Below are 23,352 nucleotides of genomic sequence, written 5' to 3'. Positions count from 1 at the left end.
CTTGTCACCACTTCCCGCCGCGCTGCGGCAATTGCACAGGGTGCGTATGACCAAGGTATCGGAAATTCAGCTATACGCGCCCGTAAAACGGTTTCTCGAGGCGCTGGGATACGAGGTGAAGTCCGAGATCGGGGCGGCGGATGTTGTTGCCATGCGCGCGGACGAGCCTCCCTTGATCGTTGAGCTGAAGACCGGGTTTTCCCTGACCTTGTTGCAACAGGCGGTGGCACGCCAGGCGGTGACCGATCAGGTCTATGTTGCTGTGCCTCGGTGGAAGGGTCGGGCCGGTTGGCGTGCGTTCAAGGGCAATGTGGGGCTGTGCAAACGGTTGGGCCTGGGGGTGATGACGGTTCGGTTGGACAGCGCTGAGGTTCAGGTGCATCACGAGCCCGCCCCCTTTCGCCCGCGCAAGATCAAGCGGCGGCAAAACACGTTGATGGCAGAGTTCGAGCGGCGGGATGGCGACCCCAACCAAGGCGGGGCCGTGCGCCGGGGATTGGTGACTTCGTACCGACAAGAGGCGCTGCGCTGCGCTGCCTATCTGGCCGAACACGGGGCCAGCAAAGGCAGCGTCGTGGCCAAGGGGGCCGGGGTCGCCAAGGCGACGACCATGATGCGGGACAACCACTATGGCTGGTTCGCTCGGGTCGGCACCGGAATCTACGATTTGACGCCTCTGGGGCAGCAAGCTCTGAGTGCTCCAAAATAACAGCTGCGCCAGTGAAAAAAATTGTGGGAATCACCGAAATTTGCTTAATCCTGAACAGGAATTTGGTTTGTATGTATTGGAGAAAATCATGGGTTTGAAATTTTCCCGGGTAATGGCGCTATGCACGGTTTTGTCTGTTGCTCTGGCTGCACCGGTCTTGGCGGGATCGCCAGAATTCGCCAAGCGTGGCACCACGGTGACGTGGAAATGGAGCGGCAAGTCCTCGGACGGAAAACGCAGCAGCGGAACGAATACCGTGCAAGTGGTCGGCAGCCGCGGCGAGGTTGGAAAATTCAAAAAACAGGGTGAAAGCAAAACCCACAGTTTCATCCCGGCCTGTTGGGTCTGCTCCAGTTCTTCGTATACCTACGACAAAAAGGCCTATGCAAAGCTGTGGCCCCTAGAGCCGGGTAAATCCGTTCAGGTCGCCTTGAAGAAAAAGAGCGGCCGCACGTTCGTTTCGACCTTTACCGTGGGCAAGTTGCAGAAGGTCCGGCTTGGGTTCGGGACTGTCGAGGCCTTCAAAATCACCGAGGAAATGCGTGGCACAAAGGGCAGCTCCTATCGGTCCGTGCACACGTCCTATTGGGCGCCGTCCATCGGTTGGAACGTAAAATACGACCGAAAATCGTCTAGTGGCTCGCGCTACAAGGGCGAACTGACGGCAGTCAATTAGAAAACCACTGGATTGACAGACAGCAGGCGACGGCGCGCTTTGGCTCGGGGGGGCATTTTGATGCTGCGCTGCCGCGTGAAAATTTGTCGAATTTGTCCTGACAATCAGTTGACTCCCCCCATTGCTATTCCTAACTATGCCGCCGTTAGCACTCGACATTGGTGAGTGCTAACGGCCTCGCTTCATGAGAAGGAGGCCAGAGGGAAACTTTGAGCAAGGAGTCTCAGAGATGGCATTTAAACCGCTGCACGACCGCGTGCTGGTACGCCGCGTTGAAAGCGAAGAAAAAACCGCAGGTGGGCTGATCATCCCCGACAGCGCCAAAGAAAAGCCGGCGGAAGGCCTGGTTATCGCCGTTGGCGCAGGCGCCAAGGACGATGACGGTGATCGCATCGCAATGGACGTCGCAGAAGGCGACAAAATCCTGTTCGGTAAATGGTCCGGCACCGAAATCACCATCGACGGTGAAGAGCTGCTGATCATGAAAGAATCCGACATCATGGGCATCCTGTCCTGATCGTCGACGACAGAATTTAAGAAACAGGAGCAAGCACAATGGCTGCTAAGGACGTAAAGTTCGAAACCGATGCCCGCAATTCGATGCTGCGCGGCGTGAACATTCTGGCTGACGCCGTGAAAGTGACCCTGGGCCCCAAAGGCCGCAACGTGGTCCTGGACAAATCCTTTGGTGCGCCCCGCATCACCAAGGACGGTGTGTCGGTCGCCAAAGAAATCGAGCTGGAAGACAAGTTCGAAAACATGGGCGCTCAGATGGTCAAAGAAGTGGCCTCGCGTACCAATGACGAAGCCGGTGACGGCACCACCACCGCGACCGTTCTGGCCCAAGCTATCGTTCGCGAAGGTCTGAAGCAGGTCGCAGCTGGCCTGAACCCGATGGACCTGAAGCGCGGCATCGACGTTGCCACCGCAACCGTCGTCCAGTCGATCAAAGACATGGCCCGCGAAGTCAAAGACTCGGCCGAAGTTGCTCAGGTCGGCACCATCTCGGCCAACGGCGAAGCCGAAATCGGCCAGCAGATCGCTGACGCGATGCAGAAAGTCGGCAACGAAGGCGTGATCACCGTCGAAGAGAACAAAGGTCTGGAAACCGAGACCGATGTCGTCGAAGGCATGCAGTTCGACCGCGGCTACCTGTCGCCCTATTTTGTCACCAACCCTGACAAAATGATCGCAGATCTGGAAGACTGCCTGATCCTGCTGCACGAAAAGAAACTGTCGTCGCTGCAGCCGATGGTTCCGCTGCTGGAGCAAGTCATCCAGTCGCAAAAGCCCCTGCTGATCATTGCTGAAGATGTCGAAGGCGAAGCCCTGGCAACTCTGGTTGTGAACAAACTGCGCGGCGGCCTGAAAATTGCTGCTGTCAAGGCACCTGGCTTCGGCGATCGCCGCAAGGCCATGCTGCAGGACATCGCCATCCTGACCGGCGGTCAGGTCATCAGCGAAGACCTGGGCATGAAGCTGGAATTGGTGACCATGGACATGCTGGGCACCGCCAAGAAAGTCGTCATCACCAAAGACGAATCCACCATCGTCGACGGTGCCGGTGAAAAAGCCGAGATCGAAGCCCGCGTTGGCCAAATCCGCACCCAGATCGAGGAAACCACCTCGGACTACGACCGCGAGAAACTGCAAGAGCGCGTTGCCAAACTGGCAGGCGGTGTTGCCGTGATCAAAGTCGGCGGCATGACCGAAGTCGAAGTGAAAGAGCGCAAGGACCGTGTGGACGATGCTCTGAACGCGACCCGCGCTGCTGTTCAGGAAGGCGTGATCGTCGGTGGCGGTGTTGCTCTGGTTCAGGCTGGCAAGGCGCTGGAAGGCGTCGAAGGCGCCAACGCTGATCAGAACGCTGGTATCGCCATCGTGCGCAAAGCTCTGGAAGCTCCGCTGCGTCAGATCGCTGAAAACGCCGGTGTCGACGGCGCCGTTGTGGCCGGTAAGGTCCGCGAGTCGGCCGACAGCACCTTCGGCTTCAACGCTCAGACCGAAGAATATGGCGACATGTTCTCGTTCGGCGTGATCGACCCTGCCAAAGTGACCCGTACCGCTCTGGAAGACGCGGCCTCGGTTGCTGGCCTGCTGATCACCACCGAAGCCATGGTTGCTGACAAACCGTCCGAAGGCGGCGCAGCCGGTGGCGGCATGCCCGACATGGGCGGTATGGGCGGCATGGGCGGCATGATGTAAGTCACGCCATCCAGTCGGATGATTTTGGGGTCGCCTTCGGGCGGCCCCTTTTCTTTTGCGCCGGTTGTGCCACTTTGCCCGGTATGAAGTTGTTATTGCTCACCGCGCTCACCATGATCGCCTTTGCCGCCAATTCGGTGTTGAACCGGATGGGGTTGGCGCAGGCGGGAATGGACCCTGTGCAGTTCGGGACTGTTCGGTTGTTTGCCGGCGCGGTCACCCTGGTGGTTTTGGCGCTGATCCTGCGGCGCGGGTTGCGGGTTTGGGGACCGGGGCGGTTGGTGTCCGTGCTGTCCTTGTTGCTCTATATCTATGGGTTCTCAATCGCCTATGTGGTCTTGGATGCGGGGCTGGGGGCGTTGATCCTGTTTGGCACCGTGCAGATCACTATGTTCGTCGGAGCGCTTTTGCAGCGCGAGCCCATCCCGGCCTTTCGCTGGCTGGGGGCGGGGATTGCCTTTGCTGGGCTGGTTTGGTTGCTGTGGCCGGGGGCGCAGGCCGCGGTCCCGTTGTTGCATGCGGGCATGATGGTGCTGGCCGGGCTCGGCTGGGGAGCCTACTCGCTGGCTGGGCGACAGGCGGGGGACGCGTTGCAGGCAACGGCGGCGAATTTCCTGTTGGCGGCGCCGGTGGGTCTGATCCTGGGGATGTTGCGCCCGGTGTCGCTGGATATGGCCAGCGCCACAGCCGAAGGTATCCTGCTTGCTGTCCTTTCGGGCGCGGTCACGTCGGGGTTAGGTTACGCGCTGTGGTACAGTCTGGTGCCCGCGCTGGGGGCCGGTCGCGCGGCGGTGGCGCAGCTGTCGGTCCCGGTGATCGCGATCCTTGGCGGCGCGTTGTTGCTGTCCGAAAGCCCGGACATGCGCGTTCTGATTGCCGGAGCGGTGGTGCTGGGCGGCGTGGCGCTGTCACTGCGCGCCAAATAGAAACGGGCCCACCAATTGGCGGGCCCGCATTTTCGTTCTGTGACCTGGCTCAGAGCTTTTCGGTCAGCTCGGGGACCACATCAAACAGGTCGGCGACCAGACCGAAGTCCGCAACCTGGAAGATCGGGGCCTCTTCGTCTTTGTTGATCGCGACGATGACCTTCGAGTCCTTCATGCCCGCCAGGTGCTGGATCGCACCCGAGATGCCGACAGCGATATAGAGCTCAGGGGCGACGACCTTACCGGTCTGACCCACCTGCCAGTCGTTCGGCGCAAAGCCCGAGTCGACGGCGGCGCGCGATGCGCCAACGGCAGCGCCCAGCTTGTCGGCCAGGCCTTCGATCAGCGCGAAGTTTTCTTCGGAACCGATGCCACGACCACCCGACACGACAACGCCGGCCGAGGTCAGCTCGGGGCGATCGCTTTCGGCAACCTTGTCTTCGACCCATTCGCTGAGGCCGGGGTTGCCAGCAGCTGCGGCAGCCTTGACAGCGGCCGAACCACCTTCGCCAGCGGCGTCAAAGGTCGAGGTCCGCACGGTCAGGACCTTTTTGGGGTCGTTCGATTTGACGGTCTGCATAGCGTTGCCAGCATAGATCGGGCGTTCAAAGGTCGACCCGTCCACAACGGCCGTCACATCCGACATCACCATCACGTCCAGCAGGGCAGCAACGCGCGGCAGCACGTTTTTCGCCGATGCGGTCGAGGGCGCGATGATGTGCTCGTACCCGTCGGCCAGCGATACAACCAGGTCAGCAACCGGTTCGGCCAGGCCGTTGGCATAGGCTGCATCGTCAGCGACCAGAACCTTGGCCACACCGTCGATTTTGGCAGCGGCGTCGGCAGCAGCGGCAGGGCCAGCGACCAGAACGGTCACGTCGCCCAGGGCTTTGCCTGCGGTGACAGCCTTGGCGGTGGCGTCCAGCGCCAGTTCCCCGCCCGAGATTTCTGCAAGAAGAAGAACAGCCATTACACGATCCCCTTTTCTTTCAGCTTGGCGACCAGTTCGTCGACCGAGCCCACGATTTCACCGGCCTGACGCTCGGACGGCTCGGCGGTTTTCACGATTTCCAGACGCGGAGCAGTGTCGACGCCGTAATCGGCGGCGGTTTTCTCGTCCAGCGGCTTTTTCTTGGCCTTCATGATGTTGGGCAACGAGGCATAGCGCGGCTCGTTCAGGCGCAAGTCGGCGGTGACGATGGCGGGCAGCTTGACCTTGATGGTCTGCAGGCCGCCGTCCACTTCGCGGGTCACGACGGCGCTGTCGCCATCAATGTCCACTTCGGAGGCAAAGGTCGCCTGACCCCAGCCAGTCAGCGCGGCCAGCATCTGGCCGGTGGCGTTCATGTCATTGTCGATCGCCTGTTTGCCCGCGATGACCATGCCGGGCTGTTCTTCGTCGATCACGCCCTTCAGGATCTTGGCAACGGCCAGAGGTTCGATATCGGTGTGAACATCGTCGGCAGCGTTCACCAGGATTGCGCGGTCAGCCCCCATGGCCAGCGCGGTCCGCAGGGTTTCCTGCGCCTGCTTCACGCCGATCGAGACGACAACAACCTCGTCGGCTTTGCCTGCTTCTTTCAGGCGAATGGCCTCTTCGACGGCGATTTCGTCGAATGGGTTCATTGACATCTTTACGTTGGCGAGATCGACACCCGATCCGTCCGCCTTGACGCGGACTTTCACGTTGTAATCAATCACGCGTTTCACAGGTACGAGTACCTTCATCGGCGCGGTCTCCTTTGAGTGACGGGGGCCGCGAAACGACTCCCCACTAAATTCTCTTGGTTGTGATATATTCTTGCGCGCGGATGAAACAGTGCAAAATCGTCACGTGAGCGCTAAAGGACGCCGCGTTTCGCGAATTGTTGGCATAAAGACATGAAGATTTGTCATGCTGGCAGAGCCAGAAAATGCATAGATACCGAATGGAACAAGAGAAGGCCCGATTGAAATGACGCTGCCAAGCCCTGAAATACTCAAGTCCCCGGCCCGCGAAATGCTGGCACTTGCCCGGGATTTCACGATGGAGACACGGTCACAAATCCCCAAGCTGTGGGAGGATTTCTTTGCCCTACAGCTGGCCCCTGAGAATGCTGAAGGCGACGCGATCTATGGCGCGTCCTTTGGCATGCAACCCGATGGGAGCTTTAAATACGCGGTGGGCATAGTGGTCGATCCCGCCGGTGAAGCCACCGGCGAGACCTGCCACGTGGTTTTGCGCCAAGGCACCTATGCGGTGTTCCGCATGACCGGGCCGTTCAGTGACATCCCGGTGGTATTTGATGCGATTTTCTCGGAATGGTTACCGGCGTCCGACTGGATGCCTGACGCTGGCGCGGTGTTCGAACGCTATCCGACCGACATGATGGGGCAGGACGAGCAACCCAGCTATGAGATCTGGGTGCCGGTGGCCCCAAAGCCCGCCTAGCGGTTCGCGCCCGGTACCCACAGCACGTCCGTTTCGCCATTGTCATTGGCGACGCGGGCGGCGACGAACATCCAGTCGCTCAGCCGGTTCAGGTATTTGACGGCGGCGGGGTTCACATCCTCGATCAGCGCCAGTTCGACCGACAGGCGTTCCGCACGGCGTGAAACGGTGCGGCACAGGTGCAGATGCGCCGACAGCGCCGAGCCTCCGGGCAGGATGAAACTGCGCAGCGGCGACAGGGCCGCATTCATCGCGTCGATTTCAGATTCCAGGCGTTCAACCTGCGTGTCAGCGATGCGTAGGGGCGGGTATTCGGCCTCGGCATCGCTGGCCATGTCGGGGCGGCACAGATCAGCGCCCAGATCGAACAGGTCGTTCTGGATACGCTCCAGCGCTGTGTCCATGTCACCGCTTGCGTGCAGGCGGGCCATGCCCAGCGTGGCATTGGTTTCATCCACGGTGCCATAGGCGTTCACGCGGGCCGAGTTCTTGGCGACTCGATCACCGTTGCCCAGGGCGGTGTCGCCCTTATCGCCGGTGCGGGTGTAGATCTTGTTCAGAACGACCATGTCAGCCCCCCGAGCGCAGCCAGACAAACAGCAGGATCATCGCCACGGCAATGAACTGGGCCACGATCCGCAAACGCATGATCTTGTTGGCGTATTTACGATTGAAATCGCCGCCCTTGGCAAATCCACCAATGCCGGTCATCAGGATCACCACGACGGCCAGACAGGCAATCGCAACAACGTAAAACAGGGGATCGTCCTTCATCCGGGTTCGTCCTTTTCATAGCTTGGGTCTGATGTAGTCGGATCGCGCGCAAAAGCGAACCCGTGTTTTTGTCGCGTCAGCCCTTGGCCAAGATCCAGTCCAGCGCGCGCGAGGGTAGGATGCGCCGAAGTGCCCCCATGATATGCGTCGCCTTGGTCACGTAATAGCGCGGGCGAGGGTTGTCTGACTTCAGAATGCGCAGCAGTTTGGCGGTGACGACCGAGGGGGGCAGCTCGAACGGGTCCTTGCCCTCTTTCTTGGCATAGAGCCGCGGGATCAGCGCATCGCGATACTGCGCCGCGCGGGGCGAGTTTTCCCAGTCGATCCATTTCTCAAAATACGGCACCGAGTTGGCCCGGATGCGCGAGGTCACGGGGCCGGGCTCTAGCAGCACCACCTTGATATTGGTGTCGCGCATTTCGATCCGCAGCGTATCCGTCAGCCCCTCGAGCGCGAATTTGCTGGCGTTATAGGCGGACCGCCACGGGGCCACGACAATGCCCAGAACGGACGAACAGTTGATGATATGCCCATGCCCCTGCGCCCGCATCACCGGAATCACCTGCCGGGTCAGGTCGTGATAGCCCAGCACGTTGACCTCGAATATTTCGCGCAGGGCAGCGCGGGGCAGATCCTCGGCGGCACCAGGGCAGGCGAACGCGCCATTGTTATACAGCGCATCCAGCGTGCCGCCGGTCTGTTCCAACACCCAGGTCAGCGCATCGCGGATGCTGTCCTCCGAGCCATAGTCCAGCTGACAGCTTTCCAACCCTTCGGCGCGCAGGCGGTCCACGTCTTTTTGCTGGCGGCAGGTTGCGAAAACGCGCCAGCCGGCGCGGTGCAGCCCATGCGCGGCGTCATAGCCGATTCCTGACGAACATCCAGTGATCAGAATAGATTTGCGCATGCCTGTTGCCCCTGCCTGTTCGGCTAAGGGCTAGGAAAATTCCGCTGTGGTTGCAAGCCTGTGGTCAGCCTGTGGTCAGCCTGTGGTTTTTTCCAGCAGACGCGCGGCCATCCAGCCGATGCGGCCTGTGTCCTCGACCTTTAGCTTCACCCAGCCATTGCCGGGGTCCTGAAGGATCTCGACGCGGGTGCCACGGGTTAGTTTCAGGATGACATTGTACCGGGTCGAGGGACCGTTGCGCACATTCACGCGGGTGCTTTTGACCTTGCGCAGGTCGATCTGAGGCTCGTCCGCAGCCTCGGCCGCAGGGGGGGCGACCGGGTCAACCCGCGCGGGTTTCGGGCTTGGCTGAGCCACAGCCACAGTGGTCGGATCAAAGGCCGCACGGGTCACCATGGCCTCGTTCACCACGGCGGCTTTGGCAGCGGCCAGCCGGGTTTTCTCGGCTTCAGCGGCCAGCGCGGCAGCGCGTTTTTGCTCTTCTTCTACCTGTAGGGCGGCCAGCTTCTCGGCCTCCAATTCCTTGGTGAAATCCGCCCCGCCGCTGACCTCGTAAAAGGCCCAGCCAAGGAAGAAAATCGACAGCAATACAAAGCGCGACATGGCGCACCTCCTTTAACCCAAACCCAAAAAGAACAAAGACCACTATAGCACAAGTCATTGAAATTGCTTATGGGGAAACCCGCACTACTGTTCCCCTTTGCAAAAAACACCGTGCACAATTCTTCAACGTTCCGGGTGGGTTAGCCTGTGGAAAACCGCGTTTCTTGCCCAAGTTGACGCTGAATCCGGGCTGCATCTTGCCGTGCCAGATTTTGGGGGGTACACAGCATCTATGAGCGACTTGCTGGACGACCCCAACATGAACCCCACCGAATTGGCCGAGCCGCTGCGCCGCGCCATTGGTGATCGTTACCTGACCTACGCGCTGAGCACGATCATGCACCGCGCCTTGCCCGACGCGCGTGACGGGCTGAAACCGGTGCATCGGCGAATCCTTTACGCCATGCGCGAGCTGCGACTCACCTCGGGCGGGGGGTTCCGAAAGTCGGCCAAAATCAGCGGCGACGTGATGGGCAACTATCACCCGCATGGCGATGCTGCGATCTATGACGCGATGGCGCGTTTGGCGCAGGATTTCGCGGTGCGCTATCCACTGGTCGACGGGCAGGGGAACTTTGGCAATATCGACGGCGACAACCCGGCCGCCAGCCGATACACCGAAGCCCGCATGACCGCCGCCGCCGAGGCCCTGCTGGAAGGGCTGAACGAAAACGCCGTCGATTTTCGCGAAAACTATGATGGCACCCTGACCGAACCTGTGGTGCTGCCCGCCGCCTTTCCGAACCTGCTGGCCAATGGGGCCGCAGGGATTGCAGTGGGGATGGCGACGAATATTCCGCCCCACAACATCGAAGAGCTGTGCAATGCTTGCCTGCATCTGATCAAGGCGCCTGATGCCCGCGATGACACTCTGCTGCAATACGTACCGGGGCCGGATTTCCCCACCGGCGGCGTGATCGTCGAGCCCAAGGAAAACATCGCCAAGGCCTATCGCACCGGGCGTGGCAGTTTCCGCCTGCGCTGCAAATGGGAGACCGAGGATCTGGGCCGCGGCCAGTATCAGATCGTCGTCACCGAGATCCCCTATCAGGTGCAGAAATCCAAGCTGATCGAGAAGCTGGCCGAGGTCATCCAGACCAAGAAAGTGCCAATTCTGGCCGATGTACGCGATGAATCCGCAGACGACATCCGCCTGATCCTGGAACCCAAGTCGAAAAACGTGGACCCGCAGCTGTTGATGGGCGCGCTGTTCCGCAACACCGATCTTGAGGTCCGGTTTAGCCTGAACATGAACGTGCTGATCGACGGGGTCACGCCCAAGGTCTGCTCGCTCAAGGAAGTGCTGCGCGCGTTTCTGGATCACCGCCGTGACGTGCTGCAACGCCGCTCGCGTCACCGGTTGGACAAAATCGATCATCGCCTGGAAGTGCTGGAAGGTTTCATCATCGCTTTCCTCAATCTGGATCGCGTGATCGACATCATCCGGTACGATGATGATCCCAAGGCCGCGCTGATGGCCGAAAACTGGGGGCTGAAACACGCGCGGGCCACCTCCGAGGCGGACTATCTTTCGCCGCTGCCCAGCAAGGGCGAGGGCGAACTGAGCGAAGTCCAGGCCGAAGCCATCCTGAACATGCGCCTGCGCAGCCTGCGCCGCCTGGAAGAGATCGAGCTGGTCAAGGAACGCGACGCCCTGATGGAAGAGCGCGCAAACCTCGAGGACCTGCTGGCCGACGAGGGGCTGCAATGGGCCCGCATCGCCGAAGAACTGCGCGAGACCCGCAAAAAATTCGGCAAAAACTATGAACGCGGCAGCCGCCTGAGCCAATTCGCCGAAGCGACCGAGGCCGAAGAGGTGCCGCTGGAAGCAATGATCGAGCGCGAACCGATCACGGTTGTTTGCTCGCAAATGGGGTGGGTGCGGGCCATGACCGGCCATATCGACCTGAATCGCGAGTTGAAGTTCAAGGACGGCGACGGCCCCCGGTTCATCTTCCACGCCGAAACCACCGATAAGCTGCTGATCTTTGCCTCGACGGGGCGCTTCTACACCGTGCAGGCCAGCAATCTGCCGGGCGGGCGCGGCATGGGCGAGCCCCTGCGCCTGATGGTGGATCTGCCCAATGAGGCCGAGATCGTCGATCTGTTTATTCATACGCCCGGGCAGAAATTGCTGGTCGCGTCCTCCGAAGGGAATGGTTTTTCGGTCTCCGAAGACGAAATTCTGGCGCAAACCCGGACCGGGAAACAGGTGCTGAACGTGGGCAAAGATGCGCGCGCACAACTGGTGCGGCCGATCATGGGGGACCACGTCGCGATCGTCAGCCAGAACGGAAAGTTCCTGGTCTTCCCGACCTCGGAACTTCCGGAAATGACCCGTGGCAAAGGCGTGCGCTTGCAGAAATACAACATGGCGCGGGGTCGCCAAGGAACGCTGGAACTGGATGGCGGCCTAAGCGATATCACAACGTTCAACTGGTCCGAAGGATTGAGTTGGGAAATGGGAGGCGGCAAAACCCGCCACGAAACAGATATGACCGAATGGCTGGGCAAGCGTGCCGGTGTGGGTAAAAAGCCCCCCTATGGCTTCCCCCGGTCGTTCAAGTTCAGCTAAACGGAGCGCGCTGACGCGCGCGCCTAATATCTCGTCATCGGCCTTTGGCCTCTTCCTCGGGTGGCGTTACGCCGGGATGTCGCGGTACAGTATCCACGTCAAGGCTCAGCCTTTCTTTGTTCTCTAAATACTCCGGGGAGTCCGCCGCAGGCGGACGGGGCAGAGCCCCTACGCCTTTTCAGCCTGAAGCCAAACACCGCCTTCGGGCCGCAGTGTCAGGATCATCACCGGGTCCGGGCTGCGACCGTGGACAAGGTGGAACCGATACCTGCTGAGCAGGGTTGCCAGGATGATCACGGCCTCTTGCAAAGCGAAACTTGCGCCGATGCAGATGCGGGGGCCATCGCCGAAGGGCAGGTAGGTGAAGCGGCGGATGGCCTTTTTGTCCGCGAAGCGATCAGGAACAAAGCGGTCGGGATCTGGCCAGAGCTCATGGCTGCGATGCAGCGCGTAGATAGGCAGGATCACAGTGTCGCCAGGGCGGATTTCGCGCCCGCCCAGGGTATCTGCCTTCATCGCCGTACGTGAGACCAGCGCCGCGGGGGGATACAGCCGTAGCGTCTCGTCAATGATCGTTCGGGTGACGGGCAGGGCGGGGAGGTCCTGCGCCGTTGCTGTGCGCCCAGACAGGACGGATTGCGCCTCGCTTCGTGCGCGCTCCTGCACCTGTTGGTCAAAGGCGCAAAGATAGAGCGCCCAGGACAGTGTGAGGGCGGTGGTTTCGTGACCGGCCACGATGAAGGCCAGCAGGTTGTCGCGCAGCTCGGCCGTGTTCATTGCGCGCTTTGTGTCCGGGTCTTCGCCTGCCAGCAGCAGATCCAGCAGGTCGGGAATATCGCTGCTGCCCGTCGATTTGCGCGATTCGATGGCGTGATCGGCCATGGACTTCATCTGTTTCACTGCGCGCCCGGCGAAAATTCGGTTGGGTCGTGGAAACCAGGCGGGCGCGCCGATCATATCCAGCAGGCTGACACGTCCGGCCTCGGCGATATAGCTGTCGATGGCTTTGTGGACCGCATTTCGGTCAAACCCCTCGTCGCCCGAGAAGGTCACGTCGCTGATCACTTCGAAGGTGGCGCGCACCATCTCGTCATACATGTTCAGGGCCCGGGGGCGTGCGGCCTCGATCCGTTGCGAGGCATGATCAGCGGCGGCACTCATGATCGGGCCCAGGTTGGTGACATTGCGGTGAGAAAAGACCGGGGCGGCCGCGCGTCTTTGCCAGCGCCAATGCGCCCCCTCGGCCACGAACATCGATTCCCCGATGGCCGGGCGCAGCAGGTTCTTTGTGACGTCTGATTTGGGATAATCGTCCAGTTTCTCCAGCAGCACCCGTTTCAGCGCCTCGGGGTCCATCACCATGTGCCAGCGCTTGCCGGTCTTGCCGCTGACCATAGGCTGAGTTGTCGCGATTTCAGGGATGATCGACAGGATATTGCGCCGGGCGGCGGCCAGGCTGCCAAGAATGCCCAGCGGCTCGGTCACCAGGGGCACGCGGACGGGTGTTGGGGCGGGATGCGTCACGGGATGCGTCATGGGCTCCTCCTTGGGGCAGGATATAGCGCGCAGCGGGGCTGCGCAAAGAGCCGCCGCCGCGATTGCGCTGATGCGCCCCATGCAGTATCCCAAAACAAATTGACCGCCGGAGAGCCCCCATGTTGCGTATCCTCGTCCTTCTTGCCCTGCTTGTCGGGCTGACCGCCTGTACCAATCCCAATGATCTGGACGAGGCGCCGGTGGATCTGGGCGCGTTTGATCTGGGGCACAATATTGTGGTGGCGCCAAACATGACCAAGGGCCCGGTGTCGCGCGATGCCACGCCCGAGGAATGGATTGCCTCTTTGACCACGGCGATTGATGAACGCTTTGGCCGCTACGAGGGCGACAAGCTGATCCATTTCGGTGTCTCGGTCGAAGGATTCGTTCTGGCGCAGCCGGGCATTCCGATCGTGGCCTCGCCCAAGTCCGTGCTGATCATCAACCTGACCGTCTGGGATGACGCTGCCGGGGCCAAGCTGAATGAAACCCCCGAACAGATCACCATTCTGGAAAGCTTCTCTGGCAAGAGTTTCCTGGGATCGGGGCTGACGCAAAGCCGGGAAACCCAGATGCTGGGCCTGTCGCGCAACGCCGCCAAACAGATCGAGGCCTACCTGGTGAAGAAACATGCCGAGGAGGGCTGGTTCGTGCCGACTCTGCCCGCAGACGAGGCCGCAGATCAGGGCTGATTCTCTGACATCTGGCAAAACCCGCCAAAACGGCGTGGATTCTGACCGATTCCGGCGTCAACCAAGGCTTGATTTCCGCTTCTCAAACCAATAAATCGGCCTCCGAAGATCAAACCGGGCCGATGGGGCCCCCAAATGCGAGGCGCCATAGAATGGCAAAGGAAAAGTTTGAGCGTAGCAAACCGCACGTAAACATCGGCACCATTGGTCACGTTGACCACGGTAAGACGACTCTGACCGCGGCGATCACCAAGTATTTTGGTGACTTCAAAGCGTATGACCAGATTGACGGCGCGCCCGAAGAGAAAGCCCGCGGGATTACCATCTCGACCGCGCACGTGGAATACGAGACCGAGACTCGTCACTACGCGCACGTCGACTGCCCCGGCCACGCTGACTATGTGAAGAACATGATCACCGGTGCGGCGCAGATGGACGGCGGTATCCTGGTTGTGAACGCAGCCGACGGCCCGATGCCCCAGACCCGCGAGCACATCCTGCTGGCGCGTCAGGTTGGTGTGCCTGCTCTGGTCGTGTTCATGAACAAAGTTGACCAGGTTGACGACGAAGAGCTGCTGGAGCTGGTGGAAATGGAAATCCGCGAGCTGCTGTCCGAATACGACTTCCCCGGTGACGATATCCCGATCATCGCAGGTTCGGCCCTGGCCGCAATGGAAGGCAACAACCCGGAAATCGGCGAAAACAAAATCAAAGAGCTGATGGAAGCTGTTGATTCGTACATCCCCGAGCCCGAGCGTGCGATTGACCAGCCGTTCCTGATGCCGATCGAAGACGTGTTCTCGATCTCGGGTCGTGGTACCGTTGTGACCGGCCGTGTCGAGCGTGGCGTGATCAACGTTGGCGACGAGATCGAAATCGTTGGCATCAAAGACACCACCAAAACCACCTGTACCGGTGTTGAAATGTTCCGCAAGCTGCTGGACCGCGGCGAAGCCGGCGACAACATCGGCGCCCTGCTGCGCGGCATCGACCGCGAGTTGGTCGAGCGTGGCCAGGTTCTGTGTGCCCCCGGTTCGGTGAACCCGCACACCAAGTTCGAAGCCGAGGTCTATATCCTGACCAAGGAAGAAGGCGGCCGTCACACCCCGTTCTTTGCGAACTACCGTCCGCAGTTCTACTTCCGGACCACCGACGTGACCGGCACCTGCATCCTGCCCGACGGCACTGAAATGGTGATGCCCGGCGACAACCTGAAACTGTCGGCCGAGCTGATCGCCCCGATCGCGATGGAAGAAGGCCTGCGCTTCGCCATCCGCGAAGGCGGCCGCACCGTCGGTTCGGGCGTTGTCTCGAAAATCATCGAGTGATCCGCTCGCTGACATGACCTACGAATGGGCCGCTCAAATGAGCGGCCCTTTTGCGTGTGGCGGTTTCCGTTGATTTGAAATGGCTGGGTCCTTTGTTCGGTGACGCCCGTGCCCTGCGCCCCTGATTTCGAGATTGGTGCGGCCCTGACTGAAACCCGGTCTTGAAATTCCGAACTTGGGGGCGTAAATGAGCCTTCGTCCCGATCAAAGGAAGACGCGAACAAATGGCACGTACTAATCCGCTTCAGTTCATCCAGCAAACCCGTTCGGAGGTTGGCAAGGTTACTTGGCCGACCCGCCGCGAGGTGCTGCTGACAACAGTGATGGTTTTCGTCATGGCCTCGCTGACGGCTGTGTTCTTTGCGCTGGTCGATATGCTGATCCGCGGCGGATTGCGCGGGCTGCTGTCGTTCTTTGGCTGACGAAAAAAGCCCTGTTACGGTGCTGTAAGGGTTGATTAATTCGGCTCTTGGGGGTAGGTGACAGGCCTGATCCGGAAAATGGCGTGCGGCAATTCGTGTTGCACGCCGATTTTTTGTTTCACAGATGGGTGGTTAACCGCCTGAGAAGACGAAGATTTTGGGCCTTTTGGGCCTTGGGATGCAAGGACTGACTCGACATGGCGAAGCGTTGGTATTCGGTGAGCGTACTCTCGAATTTCGAGAAGAAAATCGCCGAGCAGATCAGAACGGCTGTGATCGAGAACGGTCTTGAGGACCAGATCGAAGAAGTTCTGGTGCCCACCGAAGAAGTGATCGAGGTCCGTCGTGGCAAGAAAGTCACGACCGAGCGCCGCTTCATGCCCGGCTATGTGCTGGTGCGCATGGAGATGTCGGATCAGGGCTATCACCTGATCAGTTCGATCAACCGCGTCACCGGTTTCCTGGGCCCGCAAGGTCGCCCGATGCCGATGCGCGACGCCGAGGTGAACCAGATCCTGAACCGCGTGCAGGAAGGCGAAGAGGCCCCGCGCACCCTGATCAACTTCGAAGTTGGTGAGAAGGTGAAGGTCAACGACGGTCCGTTCGAAGATTTCGACGGCATGATCGAAGAAGTCGACGACGAGAACCAGCGCCTGAAGGTGTCGGTCTCGATCTTTGGCCGGGAAACCCCGGTCGAACTGGAATTCACTCAGGTCACCAAGCAGGCCTGAGACTGAACCGTGGGAGGTTCCGGGCGCGCGCGTCTGGGCCGGACCACACAACTGAGAGCCTGAGGAACGCGTTCCAAGGGCGTTGGAAGAAGGAGAGGCCAAATGGCCAAGAAACTGGTTGGTACGCTGAAGCTGCAGATCCCTGCAGGTCAAGCTAACCCCTCGCCGCCCGTGGGTCCTGCCCTGGGTCAGCGCGGCATCAACATCATGGAATTCTGCAAGGCGTTCAACGCCAAGACGCAGGAAATGGAAAACGGCGCCCCGTGCCCGACCATCATCAACTACTATCAGGACAAGTCCTTCACCATGGACATCAAGACGCCCCCCGCGTCTTACTACCTGAAGAAAGCTGCTGGTCTGAAGCCCGTCGGCAAGCGTAACCGTCCCAAGGGTGCTGAAAACCCCGGTCGTGAAGTGGTCGCCACCGTGACCGCCGCTCAGGTCAAAGAAATCGCCGAAGCGAAGATGAAAGACCTGAACGCCAACGACGTCGAAGGCGCAATGCAGATCATCCTGGGCTCGGCCCGGTCCATGGGCATCGAGGTGAAGTAAGATGGCAAAAGTCGGAAAACGCACCGCCGCTGCTCGTGAAGCATTCGCTGGCAAGGCAGACATCTCGGTTGAAGAAGCCGTCGCACTGGTCAAGGCAAACGCCACCGCCAAGTTTGACGAAACCGTCGAGATCGCAATGAACCTGGGTGTTGACCCCCGCCACGCAGACCAAATGGTCCGCGGCGTGGTTTCGCTGCCCAACGGCACTGGTAAATCGGTTCGCGTCGCTGTGTTCGCACGTGGCCCCAAAGCCGAAGAAGCTCAGGCCGCAGGCGCGGACATCGTGGGCGCCGAAGACCTGATGGAAACCATCCAGGGTGGCACCATCGAATTCGATCGCTGCATCGCGACCCCGGACATGATGCCCGTCGTTGGTCGTCTGGGTAAAATCCTGGGCCCGCGCAACCTGATGCCGAACCCCAAAGTTGGCACCGTGACCATGGACGTGAAAGCGGCCGTGGAAGCAGCCAAAGGCGGTGAAGTGCAGTTCAAGGCGGAAAAAGCCGGTGTTGTGCACGCAGGCGTCGGCAAAGCTTCGTTCGACGAAGCCAAGTTGGTCGAGAACGTCAAAGCGTTCGTTTCGGCCGTTGCCAAGGCCAAGCCTGCAGGTGCCAAGGGCGCCTACATGAAAAAAGTCGCGATCTCCTCGACCATGGGTCCGGGTGTGTCGATCGATCTGGGCAGCGTGACTGCCGAATAAGAATTCTGGCCGGGGCAACCCGGTCTGAATGGCGGGGCTCAACGGCCCCGTCCTGTCCGAGACGGAGGGTTCAGGCATCTGCCCGAATAATTCCTTCCTGAGATGGGGAACGAGACGAATTGACCGTTGGGTATGAACCCTCGGGTGATCTGGGCTCGGGACCCTGAAATTGGACCCGAAACGGTGGGGCAACCCACCAAAACTGAGCCGGGGGGCAACCCCCAAATTTGGAGTAATACTGTGGATAGAGCCCAAAAAGAGAAGGTGGTCGAGGAACTCGGCCAGATCTTTGACAGCTCTGGCGTTGTGGTCGTAGCCCACTACGCAGGTCTCACGGTTGCTGAGATGCAGGACCTGCGCGCACGCATGCGTGATGCGGGCGGTGCCGTGCGTGTCGCCAAGAACAGGCTCGCCAAGATCGCCCTCGACGGGAAACCCTGCGAAAGCATCGGTGACCTGCTGACGGGTATGACCGTTCTGACCTATTCCGAGGACCCCGTGGCAGCAGCCAAGGTGGCCGAGGACTTCGCCAAGGATAACAAGAAATTTGAAATTCTTGGTGGCGCAATGGGTGAGAACGCTCTGGACCGTGCTGGTGTCACGGCCGTGTCGAAAATGCCTTCGCGCGAGGAGCTTATTGCCTCGATCGTTGGTTGTATCGGCGCTCCGGCCTCGAACATCGCCGGCGCCATTGGCGCACCTGCTTCGAACATCGCCTCCATTCTGTCGACCATCGAGGAAAAGGCAGAGGCGGCGTAAGCAACCTTTTGATCTGCGTGGGGTCGAAAACCTTGCGTTGGAACACATACCTACAAACGGAAAGAGTCTAAAATGGCTGATCTGAAAAAACTGGCAGAAGAGATCGTTGGTCTGACCCTGCTGGAAGCACAAGAACTGAAAACCATCCTGAAAGACGAGTACGGCATCGAGCCCGCCGCTGGCGGCGCCGTCATGGTCGCAGGTGCAGCTGACGCCGGTGGCGCAGCAGAAGAAGAGAAGACTGAATTCGACGTCGTCCTGCTGGAAGCTGGCGCCTCGAAAATCAACGTCATCAAAGAAGTCCGCGCCATCACCGGCCTGGGCCTGAAAGAAGCAAAAGAGCTGGTCGAAGCCGGCGGCAAAGCCGTCAAAGAAGGCGTCGACAAAGCCGAAGCAGAAGAGATCAAAGGCAAGCTGGAAGCAGCTGGCGCCAAGGTCGAACTGAAGTAATAAACGCCGGGGCAACCCGGATGTTTGTTCAGGCTGGGCCCGGAGTTTTCCGGGTCCAGCCGTACCTGTCTTGGTAAAGGCTTTTGCGAAAGTCTTTTCCTGGGAGAGGTTCGAGGATCGGGAGGCTTCTGGTGGGACAGAGGCCGGGAATTGATCAGAACATCCCTGTTTCGGATGACGTGCCGCCGGGGCCCGACGGCTGGCACGATCAGAGGTGAAACGAAAGGTGACATCGACCATGGCTCAGAGCTTCCTTGGCCAGAAACGTCTGCGTAAATATTTCGGCAAAATCCGCGAAGTGCTGGAGATGCCGAACCTGATCGAGGTTCAGAAATCCTCGTATGATCTTTTCCTGCGCTCCGGTGATGCGCCCCAGCCGACTGACGGCGAGGGCATCATGGGCGTGTTCCAATCGGTATTCCCGATCAAGGATTTCAACGAAACGGCGATCCTGGAGTTCGTGAAATACGAGCTGGAAAAGCCCAAATACGACGTTGACGAATGTATGCAGCGCGACATGACCTACGGCGCACCGCTGAAGGTCACCCTGCGTCTGATCGTGTTTGATATCGACGAAGACACCGGCGCTAAATCGGTGAAGGACATTAAAGAACAAGACGTCTTCATGGGCGATATGCCTCTGATGACCCCGAACGGCACGTTCATCGTGAACGGCACCGAGCGTGTGATCGTCAGCCAGATGCACCGTTCGCCCGGCGTGTTCTTTGACCACGACAAAGGCAAGACCCACAGCTCGGGTAAGCTGCTTTTTGCCTGCCGCATCATTCCCTATCGCGGCTCGTGGCTGGACTTTGAATTCGACGCCAAGGACATCGTTTACGCCCGTATCGACCGTCGCCGCAAACTGCCTGTGACCACTCTGCTGTATGCGCTGGGTCTGGACCAGGAAGCGATCTGTGACGCCTATTACGACACCGTGAACTATACCCTGCGCAAAGGCGAAGGCTGGGAAACCAAGTTCTTCCCCGAGCGTGTGCGCGGCACCCGTCCCACCGAGGATCTGATCGATGCCGCCACCGGCGAAGTGATCTGCGAAGCGGGCAAGAAAATGACCCCGCGTTCGGTCAAAAAGATCATCGATGAGGGCAAAATCACCGATCTGCTGGTTCCCTTCAGCGCGATCGTGGGCAAGTTTGTGTCCAAGGACATCATCAACGAAGAAACCGGTGCGATCTACGTCGAAGCTGGTGATGAACTTACGCTGGAGATGGACAAAGACGGTGAGATCACCGGCGGCACCCTGCAAGAGCTGATCGATGCAGGCGTCACCGAGATCCCGGTTCTGGATATCGACAACGTCAACGTTGGCCCCTACATCCGCAACACTCTGGCGCAGGATAAGAACGCCAGCCGTTCGACCGCGTTGATGGATATCTATCGCGTGATGCGTCCCGGTGAGCCGCCGACCGAAGAGGCCGCCTCGGCCCTGTTCGACACGCTGTTCTTCGATTCCGAGCGTTACGATCTGTCCGCCGTTGGCCGCGTGAAAATGAACATGCGTCTGGCCCTGGACAAGGAAGACACTCAGCGCACGCTGGATCGCGAAGACATCGTTCAGTGCATCAAGGCCCTGGTCGAACTGCGCGACGGCAAAGGCGACATCGACGACATCGACCACTTGGGCAACCGTCGTGTGCGCTCGGTCGGTGAGCTGATGGAAAACCAGTACCGTGTTGGCCTGCTGCGCATGGAGCGCGCGATCAAGGAACGTATGTCCTCGGTCGAGATCGACACCGTGATGCCGCAGGATCTGATCAACGCGAAACCCGCAGCTGCGGCTGTGCGTGAATTCTTCGGCTCGTCGCAGCTGTCGCAGTTCATGGACCAGACCAACCCGCTGTCGGAAGTCACACACAAACGCCGCCTGTCGGCGCTTGGCCCGGGCGGTCTGACCCGCGAACGTGCTGGCTTTGAGGTCCGCGACGTGCACCCGACCCACTATGGCCGGATGTGCCCGATTGAAACGCCGGAAGGTCCCAACATTGGTCTGATCAACTCGCTGGCCACCTTTGCCCGCGTGAACAAGTACGGCTTCATCGAGACCCCCTATCGTGTCGTCAAAGACAGCAAGGTGACCGACGAGGTCCACTATATGTCCGCGACCGAGGAAATGCGTCACACCGTGGCGCAGGCGAACGCCTCGTTGGATGAAAACGGTCAGTTCCAGAACGATCTGGTGTCGACCCGTCAGTCGGGCGACTACACCCTGGCGCCGCGTGAAAACGTGGACCTGATCGACGTGTCGCCGAAACAGTTGGTTTCGGTCGCTGCCTCGCTGATCCCGTTCTTGGAAAACGACGATGCGAACCGCGCTCTGATGGGTTCGAACATGCAACGTCAGGCCGTGCCGCTGCTGCGCGCCGAGGCCCCGCTGGTCGGCACCGGGATCGAAGAAGTTGTGGCCCGCGACTCGGGTGCTGCCATCATGGCGGCCCGTGGCGGGATCATCGACCAGGTCGATGCACAGCGTATCGTGATCCGCGCCACCGAGGATCTGGAACTGGGCGACGCCGGTGTGGATATCTACCGGATGCGCAAGTTCCAGCGTTCGAACCAGAACACCTGCATCAACCAGCGTCCGCTGGTGAAAGTGGGCGACACGGTTCAAAAGGGCGAGGTGATTGCTGATGGTCCGTCCACCGATATCGGTGAACTGGCGCTGGGTAAAAACGTGATCGTCGCGTTCATGCCCTGGAACGGATACAACTACGAAGACTCGATCCTGATCAGCGAACGTATCGCGCGTGACGACGTGTTTACCTCGATCCACATCGAGGAATTCGAAGTCGCCGCCCGTGACACCAAGCTGGGCCCGGAAGAGATCACCCGCGACATCCCGAACGTCGGTGAAGAAGCGCTGCGCAACCTTGATGAGGCTGGCATCGTTTACATCGGTGCGGACGTTGAACCGGGCGACATTCTGGTCGGTAAGATCACCCCCAAAGGTGAATCGCCGATGACGCCCGAGGAAAAACTGCTGCGCGCCATCTTTGGTGAAAAAGCCTCGGACGTGCGCGACACCTCGCTGCGCGTGAAGCCCGGTGACTATGGCACCGTGGTCGAGGTGCGCGTCTTTAACCGCCATGGCGTGGAAAAAGACGAGCGTGCCCTGCAGATCGAGCGTGAAGAGGTCGAACGTCTGGCCCGTGACCGCGACGACGAGCTGGCGATCCTGGATCGCAACATCTACGCCCGTCTGCGCGGCCTGATCCTGGGCAAAACCGCTGTCAAAGGCCCCAAAGGCGTCAAAGCGAACTCGGAAATCACCGAGGATCTGCTGGACAGCCTGAACTCGTGGCCAATGGTGGCAGCTGGCCCTGGAAGAAGAGGCAGACGCCCAGATCGTCGAAGCTCTGCACGAACAATACGAAGTGCAGAAACGTGCGCTGGACGCCCAATTCGAGGACAAGGTCGAAAAAGTCCGCCGTGGCGACGATCTGCCCCCGGGTGTGATGAAAATGGTCAAGGTGTTCATCGCGGTGAAGCGTAAGCTGCAGCCGGGTGACAAAATGGCTGGTCGTCACGGGAACAAAGGTGTGATCTCGCGCGTTGTTCCGATGGAGGACATGCCCTTCCTCGAAGACGGGACCCCCGTTGATTTCTGTCTGAACCCGCTGGGTGTGCCGTCGCGTATGAACGTCGGTCAGATCCTGGAAACCCACATGGGCTGGGCCTCGCGTGGTCTGGGTCTGAAGATCGACGACGCTCTGCAAGAGTACCGCCGTTCGGGTGACCTGACCCCGGTTCGCGAAGCAATGCACGACGCCTATGGTGATGATGTCTATGATGAAGGCATCGCCAACATGGACGAAGCGCAGCTGCTGGAGGCCGCAGGCAACGTGACCCGTGGTGTGCCGATCGCAACGCCCGTCTTTGACGGCGCGAAAGAGGCTGACGTAAACGACGCCCTGCTGCGCGCTGGCTTCAGCGAAAGCGGTCAGTCGGTTCTGTTCGACGGTCGCACCGGTGAACAGTTCGCGCGTCCGGTGACCGTGGGTATCAAGTACCTGCTGAAGCTGCACCACTTGGTCGACGACAAAATCCACGCGCGTTCGACTGGTCCGTACTCGCTTGTCACGCAGCAGCCGCTGGGTGGTAAGGCGCAGTTCGGTGGTCAGCAATTCGGTGAGATGGAAGTCTGGGCCCTTGAGGCATACGGCGCCGCCTACACCCTGCAGGAAATGCTGACTGTGAAATCGGATGACGTGGCCGGCCGGACGAAAGTCTACGAGTTGATCGTCAAAGGCGAGGACAACTTCGAAGCTGGCGTGCCGGAATTGTTCAACGTTCTGGTCAAAGAAGTCCGTGGCCTCGGCCTGAACATGGAACTCCTGGATGCGGAGGGTGAGGAATAA

Annotated in this window: 22 protein-coding genes and 1 pseudogene; 16 read left to right on the top strand and 7 right to left on the bottom strand. The window is 59.9% G+C overall.

Annotated elements, in window-relative coordinates; translation table 11 throughout:
- Nucleotides 1-46: 46 nt before the first annotated feature.
- The 5 genes from ACXADQ_RS03355 (at nucleotide 47) to ACXADQ_RS03335 (ending at nucleotide 4,516) form a co-directional block, all read left to right on the top strand.
- Nucleotides 47-709, top strand: a complete 663-nt coding sequence (locus ACXADQ_RS03355; RefSeq protein WP_475315465.1) for a DUF2161 domain-containing phosphodiesterase — start codon at nucleotides 47-49, stop codon at nucleotides 707-709.
- 88 nt (nucleotides 710-797) lie between these two features.
- Nucleotides 798-1,385 (top strand): hypothetical protein, encoded by a 588-nt coding sequence (locus tag ACXADQ_RS03350; protein ID WP_475315461.1) that lies wholly within the window; start codon nucleotides 798-800, stop codon nucleotides 1,383-1,385.
- A gap of 229 nt (nucleotides 1,386-1,614) precedes the next feature.
- A complete protein-coding gene (groES, locus tag ACXADQ_RS03345) occupies nucleotides 1,615-1,902 on the top strand; it encodes a co-chaperone GroES (protein WP_475315456.1) in 288 nt (95 codons plus the stop codon).
- Between the two features lie 38 nt (nucleotides 1,903-1,940).
- Entirely contained in the window at nucleotides 1,941-3,590 is a 1,650-nt protein-coding gene (gene groL / locus ACXADQ_RS03340) for a chaperonin GroEL (protein WP_475315454.1), read from the top strand.
- 95 nt (nucleotides 3,591-3,685) lie between these two features.
- Nucleotides 3,686-4,516 carry a DMT family transporter gene (locus ACXADQ_RS03335; protein WP_475315450.1) on the top strand — a complete coding sequence of 277 codons (831 nt, stop codon included), beginning with the start codon at nucleotides 3,686-3,688 and terminating at the stop codon, nucleotides 4,514-4,516.
- Nucleotides 4,517-4,565: 49 nt separating this feature from the next.
- Here ACXADQ_RS03335 and ACXADQ_RS03330 read toward each other — a convergent pair whose 3' ends face one another.
- Both ACXADQ_RS03330 and ACXADQ_RS03325 read right to left on the bottom strand, forming a co-directional pair.
- On the bottom strand, nucleotides 4,566-5,486 hold the full coding sequence (locus ACXADQ_RS03330; protein ID WP_475315446.1) for an electron transfer flavoprotein subunit alpha/FixB family protein: 921 nt from the start codon (nucleotides 5,484-5,486) through the stop codon (nucleotides 4,566-4,568).
- Nucleotides 5,486-6,244 carry an electron transfer flavoprotein subunit beta/FixA family protein gene (locus ACXADQ_RS03325; RefSeq protein ID WP_475315442.1) on the bottom strand — a complete coding sequence of 253 codons (759 nt, stop codon included), beginning with the start codon at nucleotides 6,242-6,244 and terminating at the stop codon, nucleotides 5,486-5,488. The genes ACXADQ_RS03330 and ACXADQ_RS03325 overlap by 1 nt, the downstream gene beginning before the upstream one ends.
- Nucleotides 6,245-6,470: 226 nt before the next feature.
- Between ACXADQ_RS03325 and ACXADQ_RS03320 the strand changes: the two genes are divergently transcribed.
- Nucleotides 6,471-6,947: a GyrI-like domain-containing protein gene (locus ACXADQ_RS03320; protein ID WP_475315438.1), complete on the top strand. Its 477-nt coding sequence runs from the start codon at nucleotides 6,471-6,473 to the stop codon at nucleotides 6,945-6,947.
- Here the strand turns inward: ACXADQ_RS03320 and ACXADQ_RS03315 are convergent.
- The 4 genes from ACXADQ_RS03315 to ACXADQ_RS03300 form a co-directional block, all read right to left on the bottom strand.
- Nucleotides 6,944-7,516, bottom strand: a complete 573-nt coding sequence (locus tag ACXADQ_RS03315) for a cob(I)yrinic acid a,c-diamide adenosyltransferase (RefSeq protein WP_475315436.1) — start codon at nucleotides 7,514-7,516, stop codon at nucleotides 6,944-6,946. The two genes, ACXADQ_RS03320 and ACXADQ_RS03315, sit on opposite strands and share 4 nt — an antisense overlap.
- A 1-nt stretch (nucleotide 7,517) precedes the next feature.
- A complete protein-coding gene (locus tag ACXADQ_RS03310; RefSeq protein WP_420568467.1) occupies nucleotides 7,518-7,721 on the bottom strand; it encodes a twin transmembrane helix small protein in 204 nt (67 codons plus the stop codon).
- Between the two features lie 76 nt (nucleotides 7,722-7,797).
- Complete coding sequence (locus tag ACXADQ_RS03305; protein WP_475315433.1) at nucleotides 7,798-8,628, bottom strand: SDR family NAD(P)-dependent oxidoreductase; 831 nt, start codon at nucleotides 8,626-8,628, stop codon at nucleotides 7,798-7,800.
- A gap of 75 nt (nucleotides 8,629-8,703) precedes the next feature.
- Nucleotides 8,704-9,231 carry an SH3 domain-containing protein gene (locus ACXADQ_RS03300; protein ID WP_475315428.1) on the bottom strand — a complete coding sequence of 176 codons (528 nt, stop codon included), beginning with the start codon at nucleotides 9,229-9,231 and terminating at the stop codon, nucleotides 8,704-8,706.
- A 232-nt stretch (nucleotides 9,232-9,463) separates the two neighbouring features.
- On the opposite strand from ACXADQ_RS03300, the gene ACXADQ_RS03295 reads away from it, so the two are divergent.
- Entirely contained in the window at nucleotides 9,464-11,806 is a 2,343-nt protein-coding gene (locus tag ACXADQ_RS03295; RefSeq protein WP_475315425.1) for a DNA topoisomerase IV subunit A, read from the top strand.
- 168 nt (nucleotides 11,807-11,974) lie between these two features.
- On the opposite strand, the gene ACXADQ_RS03290 is transcribed toward ACXADQ_RS03295, so the two are convergent.
- Nucleotides 11,975-13,342 (bottom strand): cytochrome P450, encoded by a 1,368-nt coding sequence (locus tag ACXADQ_RS03290; RefSeq protein WP_475315421.1) that lies wholly within the window; start codon nucleotides 13,340-13,342, stop codon nucleotides 11,975-11,977.
- 119 nt (nucleotides 13,343-13,461) lie between these two features.
- On the opposite strand from ACXADQ_RS03290, the gene ACXADQ_RS03285 reads away from it, so the two are divergent.
- The 9 genes and pseudogenes from ACXADQ_RS03285 (at nucleotide 13,462) to rpoB (ending at nucleotide 23,352) form a co-directional block, all read left to right on the top strand.
- A complete protein-coding gene (locus ACXADQ_RS03285) occupies nucleotides 13,462-14,034 on the top strand; it encodes a hypothetical protein (protein WP_475315418.1) in 573 nt (190 codons plus the stop codon).
- A 152-nt stretch (nucleotides 14,035-14,186) separates the two neighbouring features.
- A complete protein-coding gene (gene tuf / locus ACXADQ_RS03280) occupies nucleotides 14,187-15,362 on the top strand; it encodes an elongation factor Tu (RefSeq protein ID WP_475315414.1) in 1,176 nt (391 codons plus the stop codon).
- 224 nt (nucleotides 15,363-15,586) lie between these two features.
- Nucleotides 15,587-15,784 carry a preprotein translocase subunit SecE gene (secE, locus tag ACXADQ_RS03275; RefSeq protein ID WP_475315410.1) on the top strand — a complete coding sequence of 66 codons (198 nt, stop codon included), beginning with the start codon at nucleotides 15,587-15,589 and terminating at the stop codon, nucleotides 15,782-15,784.
- 197 nt (nucleotides 15,785-15,981) lie between these two features.
- Nucleotides 15,982-16,515: a transcription termination/antitermination protein NusG gene (nusG, locus tag ACXADQ_RS03270; protein ID WP_475315408.1), complete on the top strand. Its 534-nt coding sequence runs from the start codon at nucleotides 15,982-15,984 to the stop codon at nucleotides 16,513-16,515.
- Nucleotides 16,516-16,617: 102 nt separating this feature from the next.
- Nucleotides 16,618-17,067 carry a 50S ribosomal protein L11 gene (gene rplK / locus ACXADQ_RS03265; protein WP_425093983.1) on the top strand — a complete coding sequence of 150 codons (450 nt, stop codon included), beginning with the start codon at nucleotides 16,618-16,620 and terminating at the stop codon, nucleotides 17,065-17,067.
- 1 nt (nucleotide 17,068) lies between these two features.
- Nucleotides 17,069-17,767, top strand: a complete 699-nt coding sequence (gene rplA, locus ACXADQ_RS03260) for a 50S ribosomal protein L1 (RefSeq protein ID WP_475315402.1) — start codon at nucleotides 17,069-17,071, stop codon at nucleotides 17,765-17,767.
- A 240-nt stretch (nucleotides 17,768-18,007) separates the two neighbouring features.
- Nucleotides 18,008-18,526, top strand: coding sequence for a 50S ribosomal protein L10 (rplJ, locus tag ACXADQ_RS03255; protein WP_475315399.1), 519 nt, complete (start codon nucleotides 18,008-18,010; stop codon nucleotides 18,524-18,526).
- Between the two features lie 72 nt (nucleotides 18,527-18,598).
- Nucleotides 18,599-18,976 (top strand): 50S ribosomal protein L7/L12, encoded by a 378-nt coding sequence (rplL, locus tag ACXADQ_RS03250; protein WP_475315395.1) that lies wholly within the window; start codon nucleotides 18,599-18,601, stop codon nucleotides 18,974-18,976.
- Nucleotides 18,977-19,214: 238 nt separating this feature from the next.
- A pseudogene (rpoB, locus tag ACXADQ_RS03245) lies at nucleotides 19,215-23,352 on the top strand (DNA-directed RNA polymerase subunit beta).

This window comes from Thalassovita sp. ABM4_323 (genome assembly GCF_056158665.1).
Note: the sequence above shows the minus strand (reverse complement) of the source record. Positions and strands in the feature narration are given on the sequence as shown.